We start from the raw sequence: 14778 nt of genomic DNA on the forward strand, positions 1-14778 counted from the left end.
TAGTGCGGGGTGGGCCGAGATCGGCCCGCCACGGCATCGTGCGCGGCGCGTCTCCACTCGACACGGGTGCTGAGGGGGAAGGTGGCAATCGCGACAGTCATTACCGGAAGACCGTCGGAACTCTCGGAAAGATGATCCGGGATGCGCCTACAGGATCGATGTTGTGGGCTGTTCACGGGCGCGCGGACACGATGTTCGATACGACCCAGCTGAATGCATTTCTGGGTGAACTCGCGGAACTGTCTCCGAAGGACGACAGTGAACAGGAGCTGGACTCCGTGTTGCAGCGCTGCGGTAACCGCGATCCACCGACGCGGATATCTGTGGTTCAGCGGGGACTGAAACAGCACACGGACAAGATTCGCTCCACGCTTCGGATACCTCGCGCAGTTCCGGCGGCGCGAAAGGCCGGAAGTTCGGTTCTCGCAGCCGTGCGTTCGTCGCCTACTGCGTGGCTGCGGTGCGGCGCCCGCGCAGCACAGGGCGGCGGCGTGGCCTGCGCACCTCCGGGGCGTCCGCGTCGACCGAGGGATCCTGTACGCGGGTGTGCGCCGCCTCGATCCACTCCGTCGCTACTTTCGCACCGTGGCGCGGCGACGCGGTGCCCCGAATAGCCGCCTCGCAGCGGCGGGCCAGCTCGCGCCGGTTCGCGCCGGGCTGTTGCACCGGTTCCAGCACCACTTCGGCCACCATCCCGCGCGAGCGCAACACCCGGCGCGCGGAGGACGCGAAGGTGTCCACGCCGACGAACCCGGGCACTGTGCACGGCACGCCGTGCCGGTCGAGGTACCGCAACCGCACCGGCTGCACCGGAGTGCCGGTGTCCACGGCCGCTTGGAACAACGCGGGTCGCATGGTGCCGTAGGCGCGGCCGCACCAGGTGGTGCCCTCGGGGAAGACGCCGATCCGCTCGCCCGCGGCCAGCCGGGCCCCCACCGCGGCCACCACGCCGGGCAGCTGTCGCAGGCTCTCGCGCTCGATCGGGATGACCCGCATCAGTTCGGCGAGCCGGCCGATCAGCGGCCACTCCACCATGTCCGCGCGCGCGACGAAGCCGAGCGGCTGCACCGAGGCCAGCGCGACGATGTCGGTCCAGCCGATATGTCCCGTGACGACCATCAGGCCGTGGCCGGGCGCGCCGAAACCGGCCGGTGCGAGCGCGGGGTCGCCCTCATCGACGACCCCCCGCTCGTCCGCGGCCCCCCGGTTGTCGACGATGCGCAGTCGCATGCCCAGACAACCGAGCAAGAGGCGCGCATAGCCGCGCTGCAATGGCTCGCGCTTACCTCGCGGCGTAACCGCGTTCGCGACCGGGAAGCTGAGCAGCAGTCCGGCTACCCCGGCCAACCGGGCGGCCACCCGTCCCGGCCCGACTTGATCGATCGAATCCAGGCAGCCGGGGCCGCAGGGGCTGGCCGGCATCCACGCGTGCGCGGAGGACTCGGCGGGCGGCGCGTCGAACACCACGGTCCTCACCGTCCCCCGTCGAGGGTCGCGGCGGCTTCCTGTAGTCGATCGAGATAGCGGGTGTTGATGGTGTCCAGTCCGAGCAGCACGACGAAGTCGGCGACCGCGAAAGCCGGATCGTGCGCGGGCTCGCCGCAGATCTCCGCGCCCAGCCGCAGGTAGCCGCGCACCAGCGGCGGCAGCTTCGGCCGCGACGGCGGCGTCAGTTCGTCCAAGGTCTTGCCCTCGACGACCACCGGGTTGTACGGGTGCACCCGGCGCTCGGGGTCGGACGCGTGGCGGCCGAGCAGCAGATCGCGCACGCCGCGCACGTTCACCCCGGGCGCGTCGGCCGGGGTGTCCTGCATCGGCACCGACACGCAGCCCATCACCCACTCGTAACCGGTGAGCTGGATGTAGTGCAGGATGCCCGCCCACATGAGGGTGAGCACCGAGCCGTTGCGATGATCGGGGACGACGCACGCGCGGCCCATCTCCACGATCCGCATCCCCGCCGGATCCAGCTGCGTCAGATCGAATTCCGTCGCCGTGTAGTACCCGCCCGCGGCGGCGGCCCGGTCCGGGGGCAGCATACGGTAGCAGCCGACGAACTCACCGGTCGCGTCGTCGCACACCAGCATGTGGTCGCAGTGCTCGTCGAAATGATCGGCGTCCAGACCGGTGCCGTCGTCCGGGATCTGGAAGCCGGGCTCGTTGGCGAACACGTTGTAGCGCAGGCGCTGCGCGGCGACGCGGTGATCGCGGTCGGAGGAGACCACCAGCGAGTAGCGCGACCGTTCCTCCCCGGAGTCCGTCGCTCGAGCCGGGGCTGTCAACACGGACGAAATAGTCATATCCATGATGAAGCCAGCTCGACAATGCGCCGCAGCAACCTCGAAGTGTCGCGGCGATGCCGGTTCGGTGAACGAGACGGCTGTCACACCGACCGTTCACCGAGCGGTTCCACCCTGTTCGTCCCTCGGCTTCGGGATCGCCTCCGACATGCGGTGCATCGCACAGGGCCCGGCGCCGGAGCGCACGGCGTGCACCCAGGCCGTGCGCAGACGATCGCGCCGCTCCCAGCTCGGAGCGGCGCGATTCCTCAGGTGCGGGAAGTCACTAGGCGGCGCGGATTTCCGCAGTGCGTACGTTCGTCGCAGTCGTGTCCTCTTCGGCGAAGCCGGGGCGCCCGGTGCCGATGAACGCGACCAGCCACGAAGCGACCGCGGCGAAGCGGTTGCGGAAGCCGACCAGGTAGAACAGGTGCACCGCGAGCCACATGAACCAGGCGATCACACCGCGGAAGGTGATGCGCTCGTTGAGCTTCGCCACCGCGCTGAAGCGGCTGATCACCGCCATGCTGCCCTTGTCCCAGTAGGTGAAGGGGGTGCCGGGCTGCTTCTTGCGACGGATGATGTCGGCGGCGTGCCTGCCCTCCTGCATGGCCACCGGCGACTGGCCGGGGTAGCCGTTGAGCGAGGTCATGTCGCCGATGGCGTAGATGTCGGCGTAGCCGCCGACGGTGAGGTCCGGGTTGATCAGCAATCGGCCGGCCCGGTCGGTCGCCACGCCGGTGGCCTCGGCGAGGATCTTCGCGAATCCGCCCGCCTGCACGCCCGCCGACCAGACCACGGTCTCGGCCGCGATCCCGTGCTCGACGCCGTCGCGCCCCTTGACGGTGACCTTGCCGTGCTCGATGTCGGTGACGAAGGTGCCCAGCAGCACGTCCACGCCGCTGCGGGTCAGCGACTTCTTCGCGTACTCCGACAACCCGCCGCCGAACGGCGGGAGCACCTCACCCGCGCCCTCCACGAGGGTGACCGAAACCTCCTGGTGGTAATGCCGTTTCGCCAGTTCCTTCAGCTGGCCGGCCACCTCGACGCCGGTCGCGCCCGCGCCGACCACGACGAAGCTCAGCAGCCTGCGTCTGGTCGGCTCGTCGGCCTGCGCGGCTTCGGCGAAGACGCGCTCGATCTGCGCGCGCAGCCGCCGCGCGTCATCGATGGTCTTGAGCGAGAAGGTCTTCTCGGCGAAATCGTCCCGGCCGAAATAGGACTGGCTGGCGCCGGTGGCGGCGATCAGCGAGCCGTAACGAATGCGGTGGCGCACACCCTCGTGTTCATAGGTGACGACGGCCTGGTCGGGATCGATGTCGACCACCGTGCCCAGGCGCACATCGGCCTCACGATGGCGGCGCAGAATGCCCGCGATCGGCGGCGCGATCTCCTCCGATGCGAGCACACCGGTCGCTACCTGATACAACAGCGGTTGGAACAGATGCTCGGGCGTGCTGGAGATCAGCACATAGTCCACCCCCGACTTGGCCAGCTGCTTGGCGGCGGCGAGCCCGCCGAACCCCGATCCGACAATGACGACACCAGCGGTTTCGATTCCCGCTTCCACGTACTGCATGACAGCCTCCTTCTCTCATTACCAACCGCGATCCGGAGGGCGGATATTTCAGGTGTATGGGCGCATAATGCAGATGAGTCTTATCTCGATTCGTAATCAATAGGAGGCCGCTGTGGAACTTCGGCAGCTCACCTACTTCGTCGCGGTGTGCGAGGAGCTCAGCTTCAGCGGCGCCGCGGCGCGCTGCTTCATCTCGCAGTCGGCGATCAGCCACCAGATCTCCCGGCTCGAGCGCGACCTCGGCGTGCAACTGTTCGAGCGCTCGACCCGCTCGGTGGTGCCCACCGACGCCACCGCACGGCTACTTCCCCTGGCGAAACAAATGCTCAGCCTGGAGTCGGCGATCCGCGCCGCCGTGCGCACGGTGGGGCCGCGCATCCGATTGGCCGCGAACATGTCCTTCGCCACCCGCTCGCTGTCGGCGATCGCGGGCGCGCGCGCCGCGCATCCGGAAGCGGAGATCGAATTCGTGATCAAACCCTTCCGTCAGCGCATCACCGCGGTCACCGACGGGGACTGCGACCTCGCGCTCATTCGCGGCCGCGTCGACCAGCCCGGCCTCATGGTCGAGCAACTGTGGGTCGAGGACCTCGTGATCGCCACCTCCAGCGCGCATCCGCTGGCGACCAAGGACACGGTGACCCTGTCGGATCTGAGTTCGTATCCCCTGCTGCTGCCGCCGGAGCAGGAACAGGTGTTGTTGCACACCGTGATCCGCAACGCGTTCGCCGAGCTGCCCACCGGCCCCACCTTCGGACCGCCGATCCCGCCCGATCACACGGCGACGATGGAGCTGATCAATCGCCCCGACGCGTGGACCGTGCTCTACGCGGAGAGCACGACCGAGGGACTGGTGGTGCTGCGACTGGCCGAGTCCAAGCTGCGCATCCCGGTGTCGGCGGTGTTGCGCGCCGACGCTCGACGCTCCCCGATCCTCGACACCCTGCTCGAGGCGCTGCACCGCTGCTGAGCACGGTCATCGGTCAGCGGACCGTCCAACGACGCGAGACATCGGCCGCGGGCGGTCCCTGGCGCCGGTCGAGGGAATTCCGAGATCGTCCACAGCGACGATCGCCGCCGAGTCGATCGAGCGGGCATCGCGCCGCTCACGATCCCCGCGATCACGCGAGCGGAGTGAATCCGATTCCGATCGTGTCCGGTCCTTGCGCGGCGATGTCGTCGAGAATCCCGTGAATTCCGGTGAACTGGAACGGCGCCCAGGGATTGAGCGGATTGATCGCGGAGGTTATTCCGACCAGACCGCTGCGCGTGGTCACCGGGCCTCCGCTGTCGCCCGGAATGATGGCGGCCCAGGAACTGATGACGTTGTTCTCGTATTCGATCACGAGACCGCACGTCGTTCCGGACACCTGGCCGTACTTGCATATGATGTCCGAAAGCGGAACAGGGCGCGCGCCGATCCGGCTGACCACGGTCCCGTTCGGCGTCCTGTTGACCGGATTTATCTTCGTTTCGTCCAGCTTGATGATCGCATAGTCTTTGGAAGAGTCGGCCGGAAACCGAAACGACGGAAATCCGGGCCAATTCGTCGGCCACGTGGCGTAATACCCGATCGGCCCCAGTTTGCGATTCCCCGTGAGGAATACCTCCTGCGCTCTGGTGTTCCGAGTCATCATGTGCCCGGCCGTGAGAGCCACCAGATTTCCCAGCTCGTCATAGCCGACAGCCCCTACGGTGCCCCAGCTTCCACAGGGCGGTCCGCCGTCGGACAGGATCGAGGTGCCCGGACCGAAATTCACCCCGGATGGCGGAGGCGTGCCGACATAGGTGAATTTGATTCCGTTACTGAGCCCGCTCGGCGTGGTGACGGTGATGCGCACAACTCCTGTCGCGGCAGGAGAGACAGCCGTGATCTGCGTCGCGGAGTCGACCGTGAACGAGGTCGCGGCAACGGCGCCGAATTCGACCGCCGTAGCTCCGGTCAGATTCGTCCCGGCCAGAGTTACCGTGGTTCCGCCGATGAGCGGTCCCGAACCCGGACTCGCCGAACTCAGTGTCGGAGCCGCAGACAGAGAAGCAGTGGTGGACATCGTGCGACCTCCTCGACCCCGGCGTAAATGGTTCCGCTGCGCCAGGAGGACGAACTCGTTCGGTCCTGACTCTATTCAGTAATGCGCCTATACACGCACGCGGGCAACAGATCTCTCGATCCGTTTTCTTCCGTTTTCAGATTGCTCCGGTGGTCGGGGAAGGCCGATGGCGCGCGAGCAGCCGTGACCAGAAGTCGTGGCGTACCGCATCCCACAGCGCGGTCATTCTCGGCAGCAGTTCCCGCACTTGCGCGAGGTCGGGATAGGAATCCGGGCCGTAGGAGGCGATGGGGGTCACGTCGGACGCGCCGCGCACGACCATGATCGCGATCCGGTGGCCTTCCAGCCGCCAGATCGCCTGAAAGCCTCCGGCTTCGGTGTGATGGATCTCGTGCATTCCAGTTCAGTCCAGCTCGCTTCGCGTGACGTCGGACTGACAGGAGGCCGGGCCGCGGGAGTCCACGAGGGAGGCGCTGAGCGCGTCGAGCACATTCAGGAGTGTTTCCATATCGGGGCCAGGCGACATGGGCAGTGGACGGGCGGGCGGATCGAACGTCAGGCCACGGGCGGCGGCGCGTTCGCGCGGGCTGGAGACCGGTGGAACCAGCTTGCCCGCCCGCACCAGACAACTGAGCGCCGACGCCTTTCGTGGACAAGTGGCGGCGCGACATCCTCTGTGCTGCTGCATGATTCGATGCGCTTCGGTGATGGTGAGCGGATGGTCGGGATGGGCATGGCCGGGACCGATCACACCGGGCTGCGCGCGTGCCCAGGTCACGGCGGGGCTAACCGTCTCGAGGTCGCAGGTCTCGCAGACTCGGGCAGGGGTGTTGTCCACGGTGGTCAGGTCGTGGACGACGAGGGCGGTGGCGTGCACGCCGACCGCGATTGCCAGCGCGTATCCGACCGGGTCGACTTCTCTCTCCGGGGGCCGGACGGTGTAGAGGTAGTGGTAGCCCAACTGTTCGGCGTGGCGGCGTATCTCGGTCGCGTGCCGAGGTGCGTGCGGTCCGGACGTATCCGTCCGCACCAGCCCTACGGCATTCGCCCCCTGTCTCTTCTGCATGGCGGGCCGACCGGTCGTGCCGATCTTCTGGGTGTGCATCGTTGCTCCAGGGTCATGTCGACGGCGTGCGAGTGTGGGATTCGTTCGACGCGGCGCGACCCCTCGGCGGGTTCTCGCCTCGAACGACGAAATCAGAACACCACCAGTGACCAGCGGATACGCTCGAAAACGAGCACCCATTACCGATCGGCTCGATTGCCCAGGACGGTGCTCGGTTCTCGTGAAGAACCAGATTCGATTTGCACTCCCGCACGACTCACTTCAAGGAGACCTGCGTGACCACCCCTGATGAAGAAGGCCCCTCATCGACGCTGCCGCGCCGCCAACTCGGACGTTTCCTGCGTGACCGCCGCGAAGCGGCGGGCTTCACCATCGCCGAGGCCGCCAAACTGGTCGATCTGTCCAGGGCCGTACTCCAGCGTCTGGAGACCGGCCAGATCCAGAAAGTCCGCAGACAGGATGCACAGGCGCTATGCGAGCTGTACGGCGTAGATGCCACGGACACGAAGGCGGCGGTCGACCTAGCGGTGCAAGCGAGAACCAAGAGCTGGTATCACGCGTATGGCGGTCTGTACAGCGGTGCTTTCAACATGTACGTGGGGCTGGAAGCAGCCGCACGACGCCTGACCACGTACCATGAGCACGTCCCCGGCTGGTTGCAGACCGCAGACTATGCACGAGCTGTGATCGGTGCCTATCCCGAATTCAGCAACGAGGACGTCGAGCGGCGCGTGGAGCACCGACTGAGGCGGCAGACCATAGTCACTCGTAAGACCAAGCCGATCACTTTGGAAGTGCTGCTGCACGAATCGGCCCTCCATCGCATGATCGGCGGACCGAAGGTCATGTCGGCCCAACACCGGCACATGGCCGAAATCTCGAAACTGCCCAATGTCACGCTGCGGATACACCCCTTCAGCGCGGGACTGGCCTGGGGGATGCCGCACGGCATGTTCATCATCATGGAGTTCGACTCGAACGCCAAAGGCGTGCCGGTCGAACCTCCGATCGTTTACTTGGAGGGGGGACCGGCGCAGGATGTATACCTGGAGAAAGCAGGGGAGATTCGGCTCTATAGTGAGCTCGCCTCGGCCATCCGGGACACGTGCCTGGGTGAAGTGGAATCGCGAGACCTGCTCCGGCGGGTGGCAAGGAGTTACGAGCGGTGAACGGTGACCTATCCGAAGCGAACTGGTTCAAGAGCAGCCGCAGCGCCAGCGGTTCGCAGTGCGTCGAAGTGGCATGGCTGAGCGGCGGCATGATCGGCGTGCGGGACAGCAAGAACCCGACCGGCCCGGCATTGGTGTTCGCACCAGGCGAGTGGGACGCCTTCACCATCGGCGTGCAGGACGGGGAATTCAACCGCCCCGCCTGACCGCACCTCGCACACATAACCGAATCGACCGGCCCCGCCCCGCCCACCACGCGGACAGGAGCGGGGCCGCTCCGCCCATGACCAACAATTTCGATGCAGCGCAACGCCTTTGCTCCGTGTCGCCGTCCGGGCCTGCCCACCGACGCAGCCCCGGCTCACCGCCACCAGGGGACGATCCACTGGTGATCCGGCAGTTCTCGGCGACTGAGATCAGGCGGTGTTCAGTCGCGCGTAGATGCCGGGCAGCAGTTCTCCGAGCAGCTTCTGCGACAAGTCTTTGTTGTTGAGGATCTGTGCGGAGAGATCGGCCGAGGAGTCCATGGCCGCGATGACGGCGTCGACGAAGGCGATGTCGAGGTCGGGGCTGGCGGAGAATTGGGCAAGGGTGTTGGTTCTCGCCTGGGCGCGCAGGGTCATGGATTCTTCGAGCCGGTCCTTGATGTGGGTGATCACGCTGCGGATGCTCGAGTCCGGGTGATTGCCGGAGAACAGATCGTTGATCCGGGCGATAACCTCCTCCAGCGCCACCATCTCGGGGTCCTTAACGGTTCCGGTGCCAGCCCCTGTCGCCGGTTCGAGCTGCACCCCGGCGGTGAGTACGCCGTTCTGCACGGCCTGCTGATGATGGCCGAGGTAGTCGATGGCGACCGCGGACAGGTCGATCGGGGTCTGCTTCGCTCCGCCCGTGAGCTGCGGCGCGAGCAGTTTGAGGTAGATCGCGAGCTTCTCCAGCCAGGGATTCTCGTAGTCGAACAGCTGAGAGAGGAACTCATACTGCCGCACGTAGGTGCCGACATCCTTGCGGAACATCTCCAACGCATCGACGGCCGCCGAGTCGGAGGCATCGAGCGCCTCCTTCATCCGGACTGCGTACCGCTCGGCGGCAGGAGCGATCCACTTCTCCAGCGCGCTGTTGCCCTTCTTCGCCAGATAGTCGGCGACGAGCCCGTCGACCTCGGAGCCCTCGTAGATCCCCGCGACGGCGAGTTTGCGTTCGGTGTCGTGAACGATATTCGGGTCCGTGACGTCGGCGAGTGTGGTGACCTCGTAGTACGGGGAAAACGCGTCGACGATGTCGGCGACCTCGTTGGCGAAGTCCAGCACGAACGTCTGATCTTTCAGCGGTGCGAACGTCCGGTTCAGCCGGGAAAGAGTCTGCACGGCTTGCACGCCGCCGAGCTTCTTGTCGACATACATCGCGACCAGCTTCGGCTGGTCGAATCCCGTCTGGAACTTATTGGCCACCAACATGATCTGGAACTCGTCGGTGGCGAAGGCGTCGCGCAGATCGCGGCCTTTCAGGCCGGGGTTCATGCTCGTTTCGGTGAACGGTTCGTCGCTGCCGGATTCGGCGTCCTGTACCTCGCCGGAGAACGCGACCAGGGCCGCGACGTCGGTGTAGCCGCGCTGAGCGACGAAACTATCGAACGCGAGCTTGTAGCGGACGGCGGCCTTGCGGGAGCTGGTGACCACCATAGCCTTGGCTTTCCCGTCAAGCCGCCAGGCCACGTTGTGCCGGAAGTGCTCGACGATGATCTGCACCTTCTGCGAGATGTTCGTCGGATGCAACTTCACCCAGTTCATCACCGACTTCACGGCCGCGCTCCGGTCCACCAGATCGGCGTCGGTGCCGTCCTGGGTAACGGCGACGGTGCCCTCGGTGGTGTCGTCGGTCGAGTAGGTCTTCCCATTGTGCGACAGACGAAATGCGGTCTTATAGGGCGTGTAGTTGCGCAGCACGTCCAGGATGAAGCCTTCATCGATGGCCTGCTGCATCGAATACAGGTGGAACGGGCGCGGGGTGCCGTCCGGGCCCGGCCTGCCGAACAGTTGCAGGGTGGTCGCCTTGGGGGTCGCGGTGAAGGCGAAGAACGAGACGTTACGCGCCTCGGCGCGGGCCTTTGTCTCGGCGGCCAGGATGTCTTCCGCCGACACCACACCGCCCTGCGCGACCTCGTCGAGTTCGGATTGCGAGAGGACCTGTTTGAGTTTGTTCGACGCGCCGCCGGTCTGGGACGAGTGCGCCTCGTCGGCGATGATCGCGAAACTTCGTCCGCGCAGCGCTTCCCTGTTCGCGATCGCCTCGAGCGCGAACGGGAAGGTCTGAATGGTCACGATGATGATGTGCGTGCCGGATTCCAGCGCGGCTGCCAGTTCGGACGACTTGGAGCCGCTCAGGCCGTCGATGTGTGCGACGACGCCTGAGGTGCGATTGATCTGATGGATGGCCTCCTGCAACTGCGTGTCCAGCACGGTGCGGTCGGTGACCACGATGACTGAGGAGAACACCTTGTCGTCGGCATCGTCGTAGAGTCCGGCGAGCCGCTGCGCCAGCCATGAGATCGAGTTCGTCTTCCCGGACCCGGCCGAGTGCTGGATCAGGTACTTGTGCCCGGGACCCTCGATACGGGCGGCGGCGACCAACTGGGTGACCACCTCCCACTGATGGAACCTCGGGAACAGCAACGTCTCCTTCCGGGTCTTACGTCCGGTGTCGGGGTCACGGCGTTCGGTGATCTCGAGGTGCATGAATCGGTCGATGATCTCGAGCCAGGTGTCTCGCCGCAGGATCGTCTCCCACAGGTATGACGACGCCGAGCCGTCCGGGTTGGCCGGGTTGCCGGCGTGGTGGTTGTTGCCACGGTTGAACGGCAGGAACACAGTGCCCGTCCCGGCGAGCCGGGTGGTCATGTGCACTTCCTTGTTCGACACCGCGAAGTGCACCAGTGCACGCGTCGCGAAGGTGAGCAACAGCTCGCCCTTGGGCGGGCGATCCTTCTTGTACTGCTCGATCGCGTGCCGTACCGACTGGGTGAAGTCGGTCTTGAGTTCAGCCGTGGCGACGGGGATTCCGTTGACGAAGAACACCAAGTCGATGGCCTTCTTCGGATCGGCCTTCGAGTAGTGCACCTGCCGCATCACCCGCAGCCGCACCGCGTCGTACTTCGCCGCGACGGTGGCGTTGAGCCCGGAGTTCGGCTTGAACTGACACATCGCGAAATCCGCGTTGAAGTCGCTGAACCCACGACGTAGCACCGCGAGGGTGCCGCCGTCGGCCTTCGGATCGTTCGATAGCGTCTTCGCCAGCCGCTGCAAGAGCGCGGATCTGGCCTTGGACTGCGCGTCTGTGGTCGCGTCGGGCTTGATCCGTTTCGCCAGCTCCATCGGCTGGGTATCGGACAGCCACGCGAACACGTCCTCCGGGAACAGCGCGAGGTCACGGTCGTAGCCTGAGTCGTTCGGAGAGTACAGCCAGCCGTGCGCTGCCAGGTGCTCGCAGATCTCGCCCTCGAGGACGGATTCGTGGTGCTGGGGCATGTCGATTTCTCCGAGAAGTGAATCGGACGACGGCGGACGGATGCTCGACATCAGATGGGGAACAAGTCGAGGGTGCGCCGCGCGAGGAGCTCGGTCCGTCGCGTGATCTCCTCCTCGGTCCACTTCTCGGCGGCGGCCACGTCGGCGTTCAGGCTCAGCCCGTTACGAAAGCCGATGTAGTTGCCGTGGCTGTCCTTGCGGTCCTTCTTGTAGTCGAAAGACCGATTGCCCAGGCTGCTGTTGAACCCAGTGATCGTCAGGTTCCCGAGCGTGTGCACCAGCCGCTGCTGCACATCAGCGGCCTGCTCACGGTTGCCGCCGAGCATCGCCACCCAATCGCCGGGCAGATTGCCACCCTGCGGCAGGATGTGCTCGATCGTCCACTTGTAGTGCGTGCGTTCGCGTGCCCACAGGTCGGTCCAGGTCTCCTTGGTGAAGCCCTGCTCGGTGAGGGATACGAGGATGAACCGCGCCACGTCGGCGTTCTCGTCGTAGATCTGCCCGGACAGCTTCTCCAGGAATTGTTCATCCGAGGCCGAGATCCGGCGCAAACCCTCCCGCACAGCGCTCTCGACGGCCTTGCCTCGCAGGGGGGCGACCCGTTCGATCAGGTCCATGAACAGCGCCTGGAGAGTGTAGGTCTGGGGGACTCCGGTCAGGTTGCGTCGGACGAAGAAACTGGCCAGCAGCTGGGTGATCGCCTCCAGATGCGTCTCGGTCAGTTTCAGCTCGGCGCGGCGGATCATCAGGAACAGCAGGAGGATGTGCGACGGCGACCCCTGTGCACGGGAGAGACCCAGCAGCGCGTCGTCGAAGGTCGTGCGCGGGTCCTCGTCGTCGAGATTGCCGATGATCCGCTTGTACTCCGAACCAGCGGTGGTGATCCCGTCGAGGAAGGCGGCCAGGTCCGCGCCGATCAGTGTCTCGTAGATGCGGATCAGATTCGACCGGGTCGCCACCGGCGCTTTGATCACCGGGGGCAGCGTGGCCTTGAAGGCGTTGTAGTACTGACGGAAGAAACGCTCTTGGTTGGTGTAGTCGTCACCGAGGTCGGCGAGCAGATCGTTCCAGCGCACGAACACCTTGTCGGTGTCGAAACCATCCTGCTTGTCCGAGGACGCAAGCAAGTTGTTCTTGATCAGGTCTATCGGCGTGAGCGGCAGGCCACGGTTGTTCAGCGACTCGAACAGCACGAACGCATCGGAATGACTCACCACCTCGAGCTTGACCAGCGTCGCGTTCTTGACTCGGCTGAGCATGTCGAGAGCTACGCCGACGACGTCGCGGCCCGGCTCCTCGGCACGTACCGAGATCCGGTTCACGAAGTGGTTGTACGCCCGCATGATGCGGCGATTGCCCAAGTTCTTGACCTTGGGGCTGTCGATCTGGATGCCCGCCCGGGAAAGCACATTGAGGTAGTCCTCGAAGTTCGAGTTCTGCTTCTGCGGGCGCAACCGAGCGCGCACCGGCTTGCGCAAGACGAGTTGACGCCGCAGGTTCGTCAGATCGGTGATGTCGTCCTCATCGAGCTCGTCACGGCGTGTCTCCAGGCAGTAATGGATTGCGATGAGCAACAACGACAAGGTCGTCATCCGCTGCTGACCGTCGATCAGCTCGAGCACCACCTCCTGCGTGGCGTTGTCGGTCTGGTTCACGCAGATGATCGTGCCCAGGAAGTGACCCTGATCGCCGTCGGAATCGAGGAGGTCGTCGAACAGGTCGTCCCACTGCTGCTTGCTCCACGAGTACTCCCGCTGATACGGCGGAATCCGGTACACGATCGTGTTCTCCGGACTCAGCAGCGTGTACACCGGAACGTTGTCGACGGACTTGATCACTTGGCCTCCCCTTGCGCGGCAACGACACCCGCGTCTTCCGCTACGAAGGAACGTACATCGATCTTCCCGGTCACCGCATCCGTGATCAGAGCGGAGCGGTACTCGCGCAGGGTCTCGATCATCTCGGTCGATTTACAGATCAGCGCATCGATCTTGGCGCAGCGCTGCTCCAGAAACTTCGCGATCTCATCTTGCTCGACTATTGGAGGAAGTGGGACACGAAGCTTCCGCAACGCTGCGCATGTCAAACCGCCCTTCGTACTTCCATTCTCGTCGCTCAGTTCTCGCAAATGACTGTAAGCGGACCGGATAGCATAAACGAGGTACGCCGCATCGAGCTCGCCGGAGATTGGAGTTATGTACGCCAGGTGCTGATTGATCGTGGCCGAAATCATTAGGATTGATGCCATACCTCGCGTCTTTCCTTGCCCTGTCAGACCAATCAGTATTGATCCCGCTCGAACCTTCGGCAAATGACACTCACGCACAGCAATCTCGGTGACAAACTGATCTGCAGCCGTGATCAGCTCACGGTTGACATGACCACTGTTGAGCCACGGAACAGTTCCGCCATCCCAGAACCTTTGATCTTCACGGGCAGGTGTCGCCCCGTTTCCCACAGCGGTGTGCCAGCCGATCTGCGGGGCCGACCAGTGCACAGGGATGTCACCCAGCCGCTCTACGCCTGAATCGTTCATGTCGACATCCGGGTCGAGGCCCTTCGTGACGGCCTGGGTGATTGTGGCGGCACGGTCCTCACGCAGGGTGTCGATAAGTTGTTTTTGCTTGGCGATCAGCGCGTCGATCTTCGCAACCTGGCGGTCGAGAAACTCGACTATCGCCCGCTGCTCCGCAAGCGGTGGGTACCACAAGGGCGCAGCACCCAGTGAATCATGGTTCACCTTCGGCATTGCGACGCGCATCGAGGAGTCGATGACGTAGTCAGTAAAGGGTCTCGAAAGAAGGGCTAGCAGGGCAAAATCAGCGCTCAGCTTCGATGGATCCGGAGTAATTCCGTACATGTCAGCGCTACAAAGGCAATCCGTCGGAGCAATAACCGCCTTCGCCAAATTTGGGCGAATCTTAGAGTAGATTACCTGCCCCTCCCGGACAACATACTTTCCACTGTCCGCGCCTTGCTCTTCTGCGGTTTCCAGCGCAACCAGCTTCCCTGTTCCCGACTCAATGTGATTAGGGGCGATCAGCGGCATGGACCGGAACGGTTCGATCCTCGGGTCTACCTGACCACTGTTGATCAGCATGTGCCGGGAG

The 14778-nt window shown here is 64.7% G+C and carries 12 protein-coding genes; 3 read left to right on the top strand and 9 right to left on the bottom strand.

Annotation, left to right across the window (positions count from 1 at the left end; genetic code table 11):
• Positions 1 to 444: 444 nt before the first annotated feature.
• The 3 genes from ON27_RS19385 to ON27_RS19395 form a co-directional block, all read right to left on the bottom strand.
• A complete protein-coding gene (locus tag ON27_RS19385) occupies positions 445 to 1476 on the bottom strand; it encodes a lysophospholipid acyltransferase family protein (RefSeq protein ID WP_043729332.1) in 1032 nt (343 codons plus the stop codon).
• Positions 1473 to 2300: a GNAT family N-acetyltransferase gene (locus ON27_RS19390; protein WP_043729380.1), complete on the bottom strand. Its 828-nt coding sequence runs from the start codon at positions 2298 to 2300 to the stop codon at positions 1473 to 1475. The genes ON27_RS19385 and ON27_RS19390 overlap by 4 nt, the downstream gene beginning before the upstream one ends.
• 265 nt (positions 2301 to 2565) lie before the next feature.
• Positions 2566 to 3858, bottom strand: coding sequence for an NAD(P)/FAD-dependent oxidoreductase (locus ON27_RS19395; protein WP_051046770.1), 1293 nt, complete (start codon positions 3856 to 3858; stop codon positions 2566 to 2568).
• A gap of 112 nt (positions 3859 to 3970) precedes the next feature.
• On the opposite strand from ON27_RS19395, the gene ON27_RS19400 reads away from it, so the two are divergent.
• Positions 3971 to 4828: a LysR family transcriptional regulator gene (locus ON27_RS19400; RefSeq protein ID WP_043729334.1), complete on the top strand. Its 858-nt coding sequence runs from the start codon at positions 3971 to 3973 to the stop codon at positions 4826 to 4828.
• Positions 4829 to 4979: 151 nt separating this feature from the next.
• On the opposite strand, the gene ON27_RS39920 is transcribed toward ON27_RS19400, so the two are convergent.
• The 3 genes from ON27_RS39920 to ON27_RS19415 form a co-directional block, all read right to left on the bottom strand.
• Positions 4980 to 5909: an IPT/TIG domain-containing protein gene (locus tag ON27_RS39920; RefSeq protein ID WP_051046771.1), complete on the bottom strand. Its 930-nt coding sequence runs from the start codon at positions 5907 to 5909 to the stop codon at positions 4980 to 4982.
• A gap of 136 nt (positions 5910 to 6045) precedes the next feature.
• Complete coding sequence (locus ON27_RS19410; RefSeq protein ID WP_043729337.1) at positions 6046 to 6306, bottom strand: hypothetical protein; 261 nt, start codon at positions 6304 to 6306, stop codon at positions 6046 to 6048.
• Positions 6307 to 6312: 6 nt separating this feature from the next.
• Complete coding sequence (locus tag ON27_RS19415; protein WP_043729339.1) at positions 6313 to 7014, bottom strand: hypothetical protein; 702 nt, start codon at positions 7012 to 7014, stop codon at positions 6313 to 6315.
• 236 nt (positions 7015 to 7250) lie between these two features.
• On the opposite strand from ON27_RS19415, the gene ON27_RS19420 reads away from it, so the two are divergent.
• Together ON27_RS19420 and ON27_RS19425 are read left to right on the top strand one after the other, a co-directional pair.
• Positions 7251 to 8144 carry a helix-turn-helix domain-containing protein gene (locus ON27_RS19420; protein WP_043729388.1) on the top strand — a complete coding sequence of 298 codons (894 nt, stop codon included), beginning with the start codon at positions 7251 to 7253 and terminating at the stop codon, positions 8142 to 8144.
• Positions 8141 to 8350: a DUF397 domain-containing protein gene (locus tag ON27_RS19425; RefSeq protein ID WP_043729341.1), complete on the top strand. Its 210-nt coding sequence runs from the start codon at positions 8141 to 8143 to the stop codon at positions 8348 to 8350. Before ON27_RS19420 ends, ON27_RS19425 begins: the two co-directional genes overlap by 4 nt.
• A gap of 210 nt (positions 8351 to 8560) precedes the next feature.
• On the opposite strand, the gene ON27_RS19430 is transcribed toward ON27_RS19425, so the two are convergent.
• Genes ON27_RS19430 through ON27_RS39925 form a run of 3 tightly spaced genes read right to left on the bottom strand, consistent with a single transcriptional unit; the run spans position 8561 to position 14768 of the window.
• Positions 8561 to 11668, bottom strand: a complete 3108-nt coding sequence (locus tag ON27_RS19430; RefSeq protein WP_043729390.1) for a type I restriction endonuclease subunit R — start codon at positions 11666 to 11668, stop codon at positions 8561 to 8563.
• 50 nt (positions 11669 to 11718) lie between these two features.
• Positions 11719 to 13506, bottom strand: a complete 1788-nt coding sequence (locus tag ON27_RS19435; RefSeq protein WP_043729343.1) for a DUF262 domain-containing protein — start codon at positions 13504 to 13506, stop codon at positions 11719 to 11721.
• Positions 13503 to 14768 carry a restriction endonuclease subunit S gene (locus tag ON27_RS39925; RefSeq protein ID WP_157227241.1) on the bottom strand — a complete coding sequence of 422 codons (1266 nt, stop codon included), beginning with the start codon at positions 14766 to 14768 and terminating at the stop codon, positions 13503 to 13505. The genes ON27_RS19435 and ON27_RS39925 overlap by 4 nt, the downstream gene beginning before the upstream one ends.
• Positions 14769 to 14778: the final 10 nt, after the last annotated feature.

Origin of the sequence: Nocardia asiatica NBRC 100129, assembly GCF_000308415.1 — a bacterium.
GTDB classification, from domain to species: Bacteria; Actinomycetota; Actinomycetes; order Mycobacteriales; family Mycobacteriaceae; genus Nocardia; species Nocardia asiatica.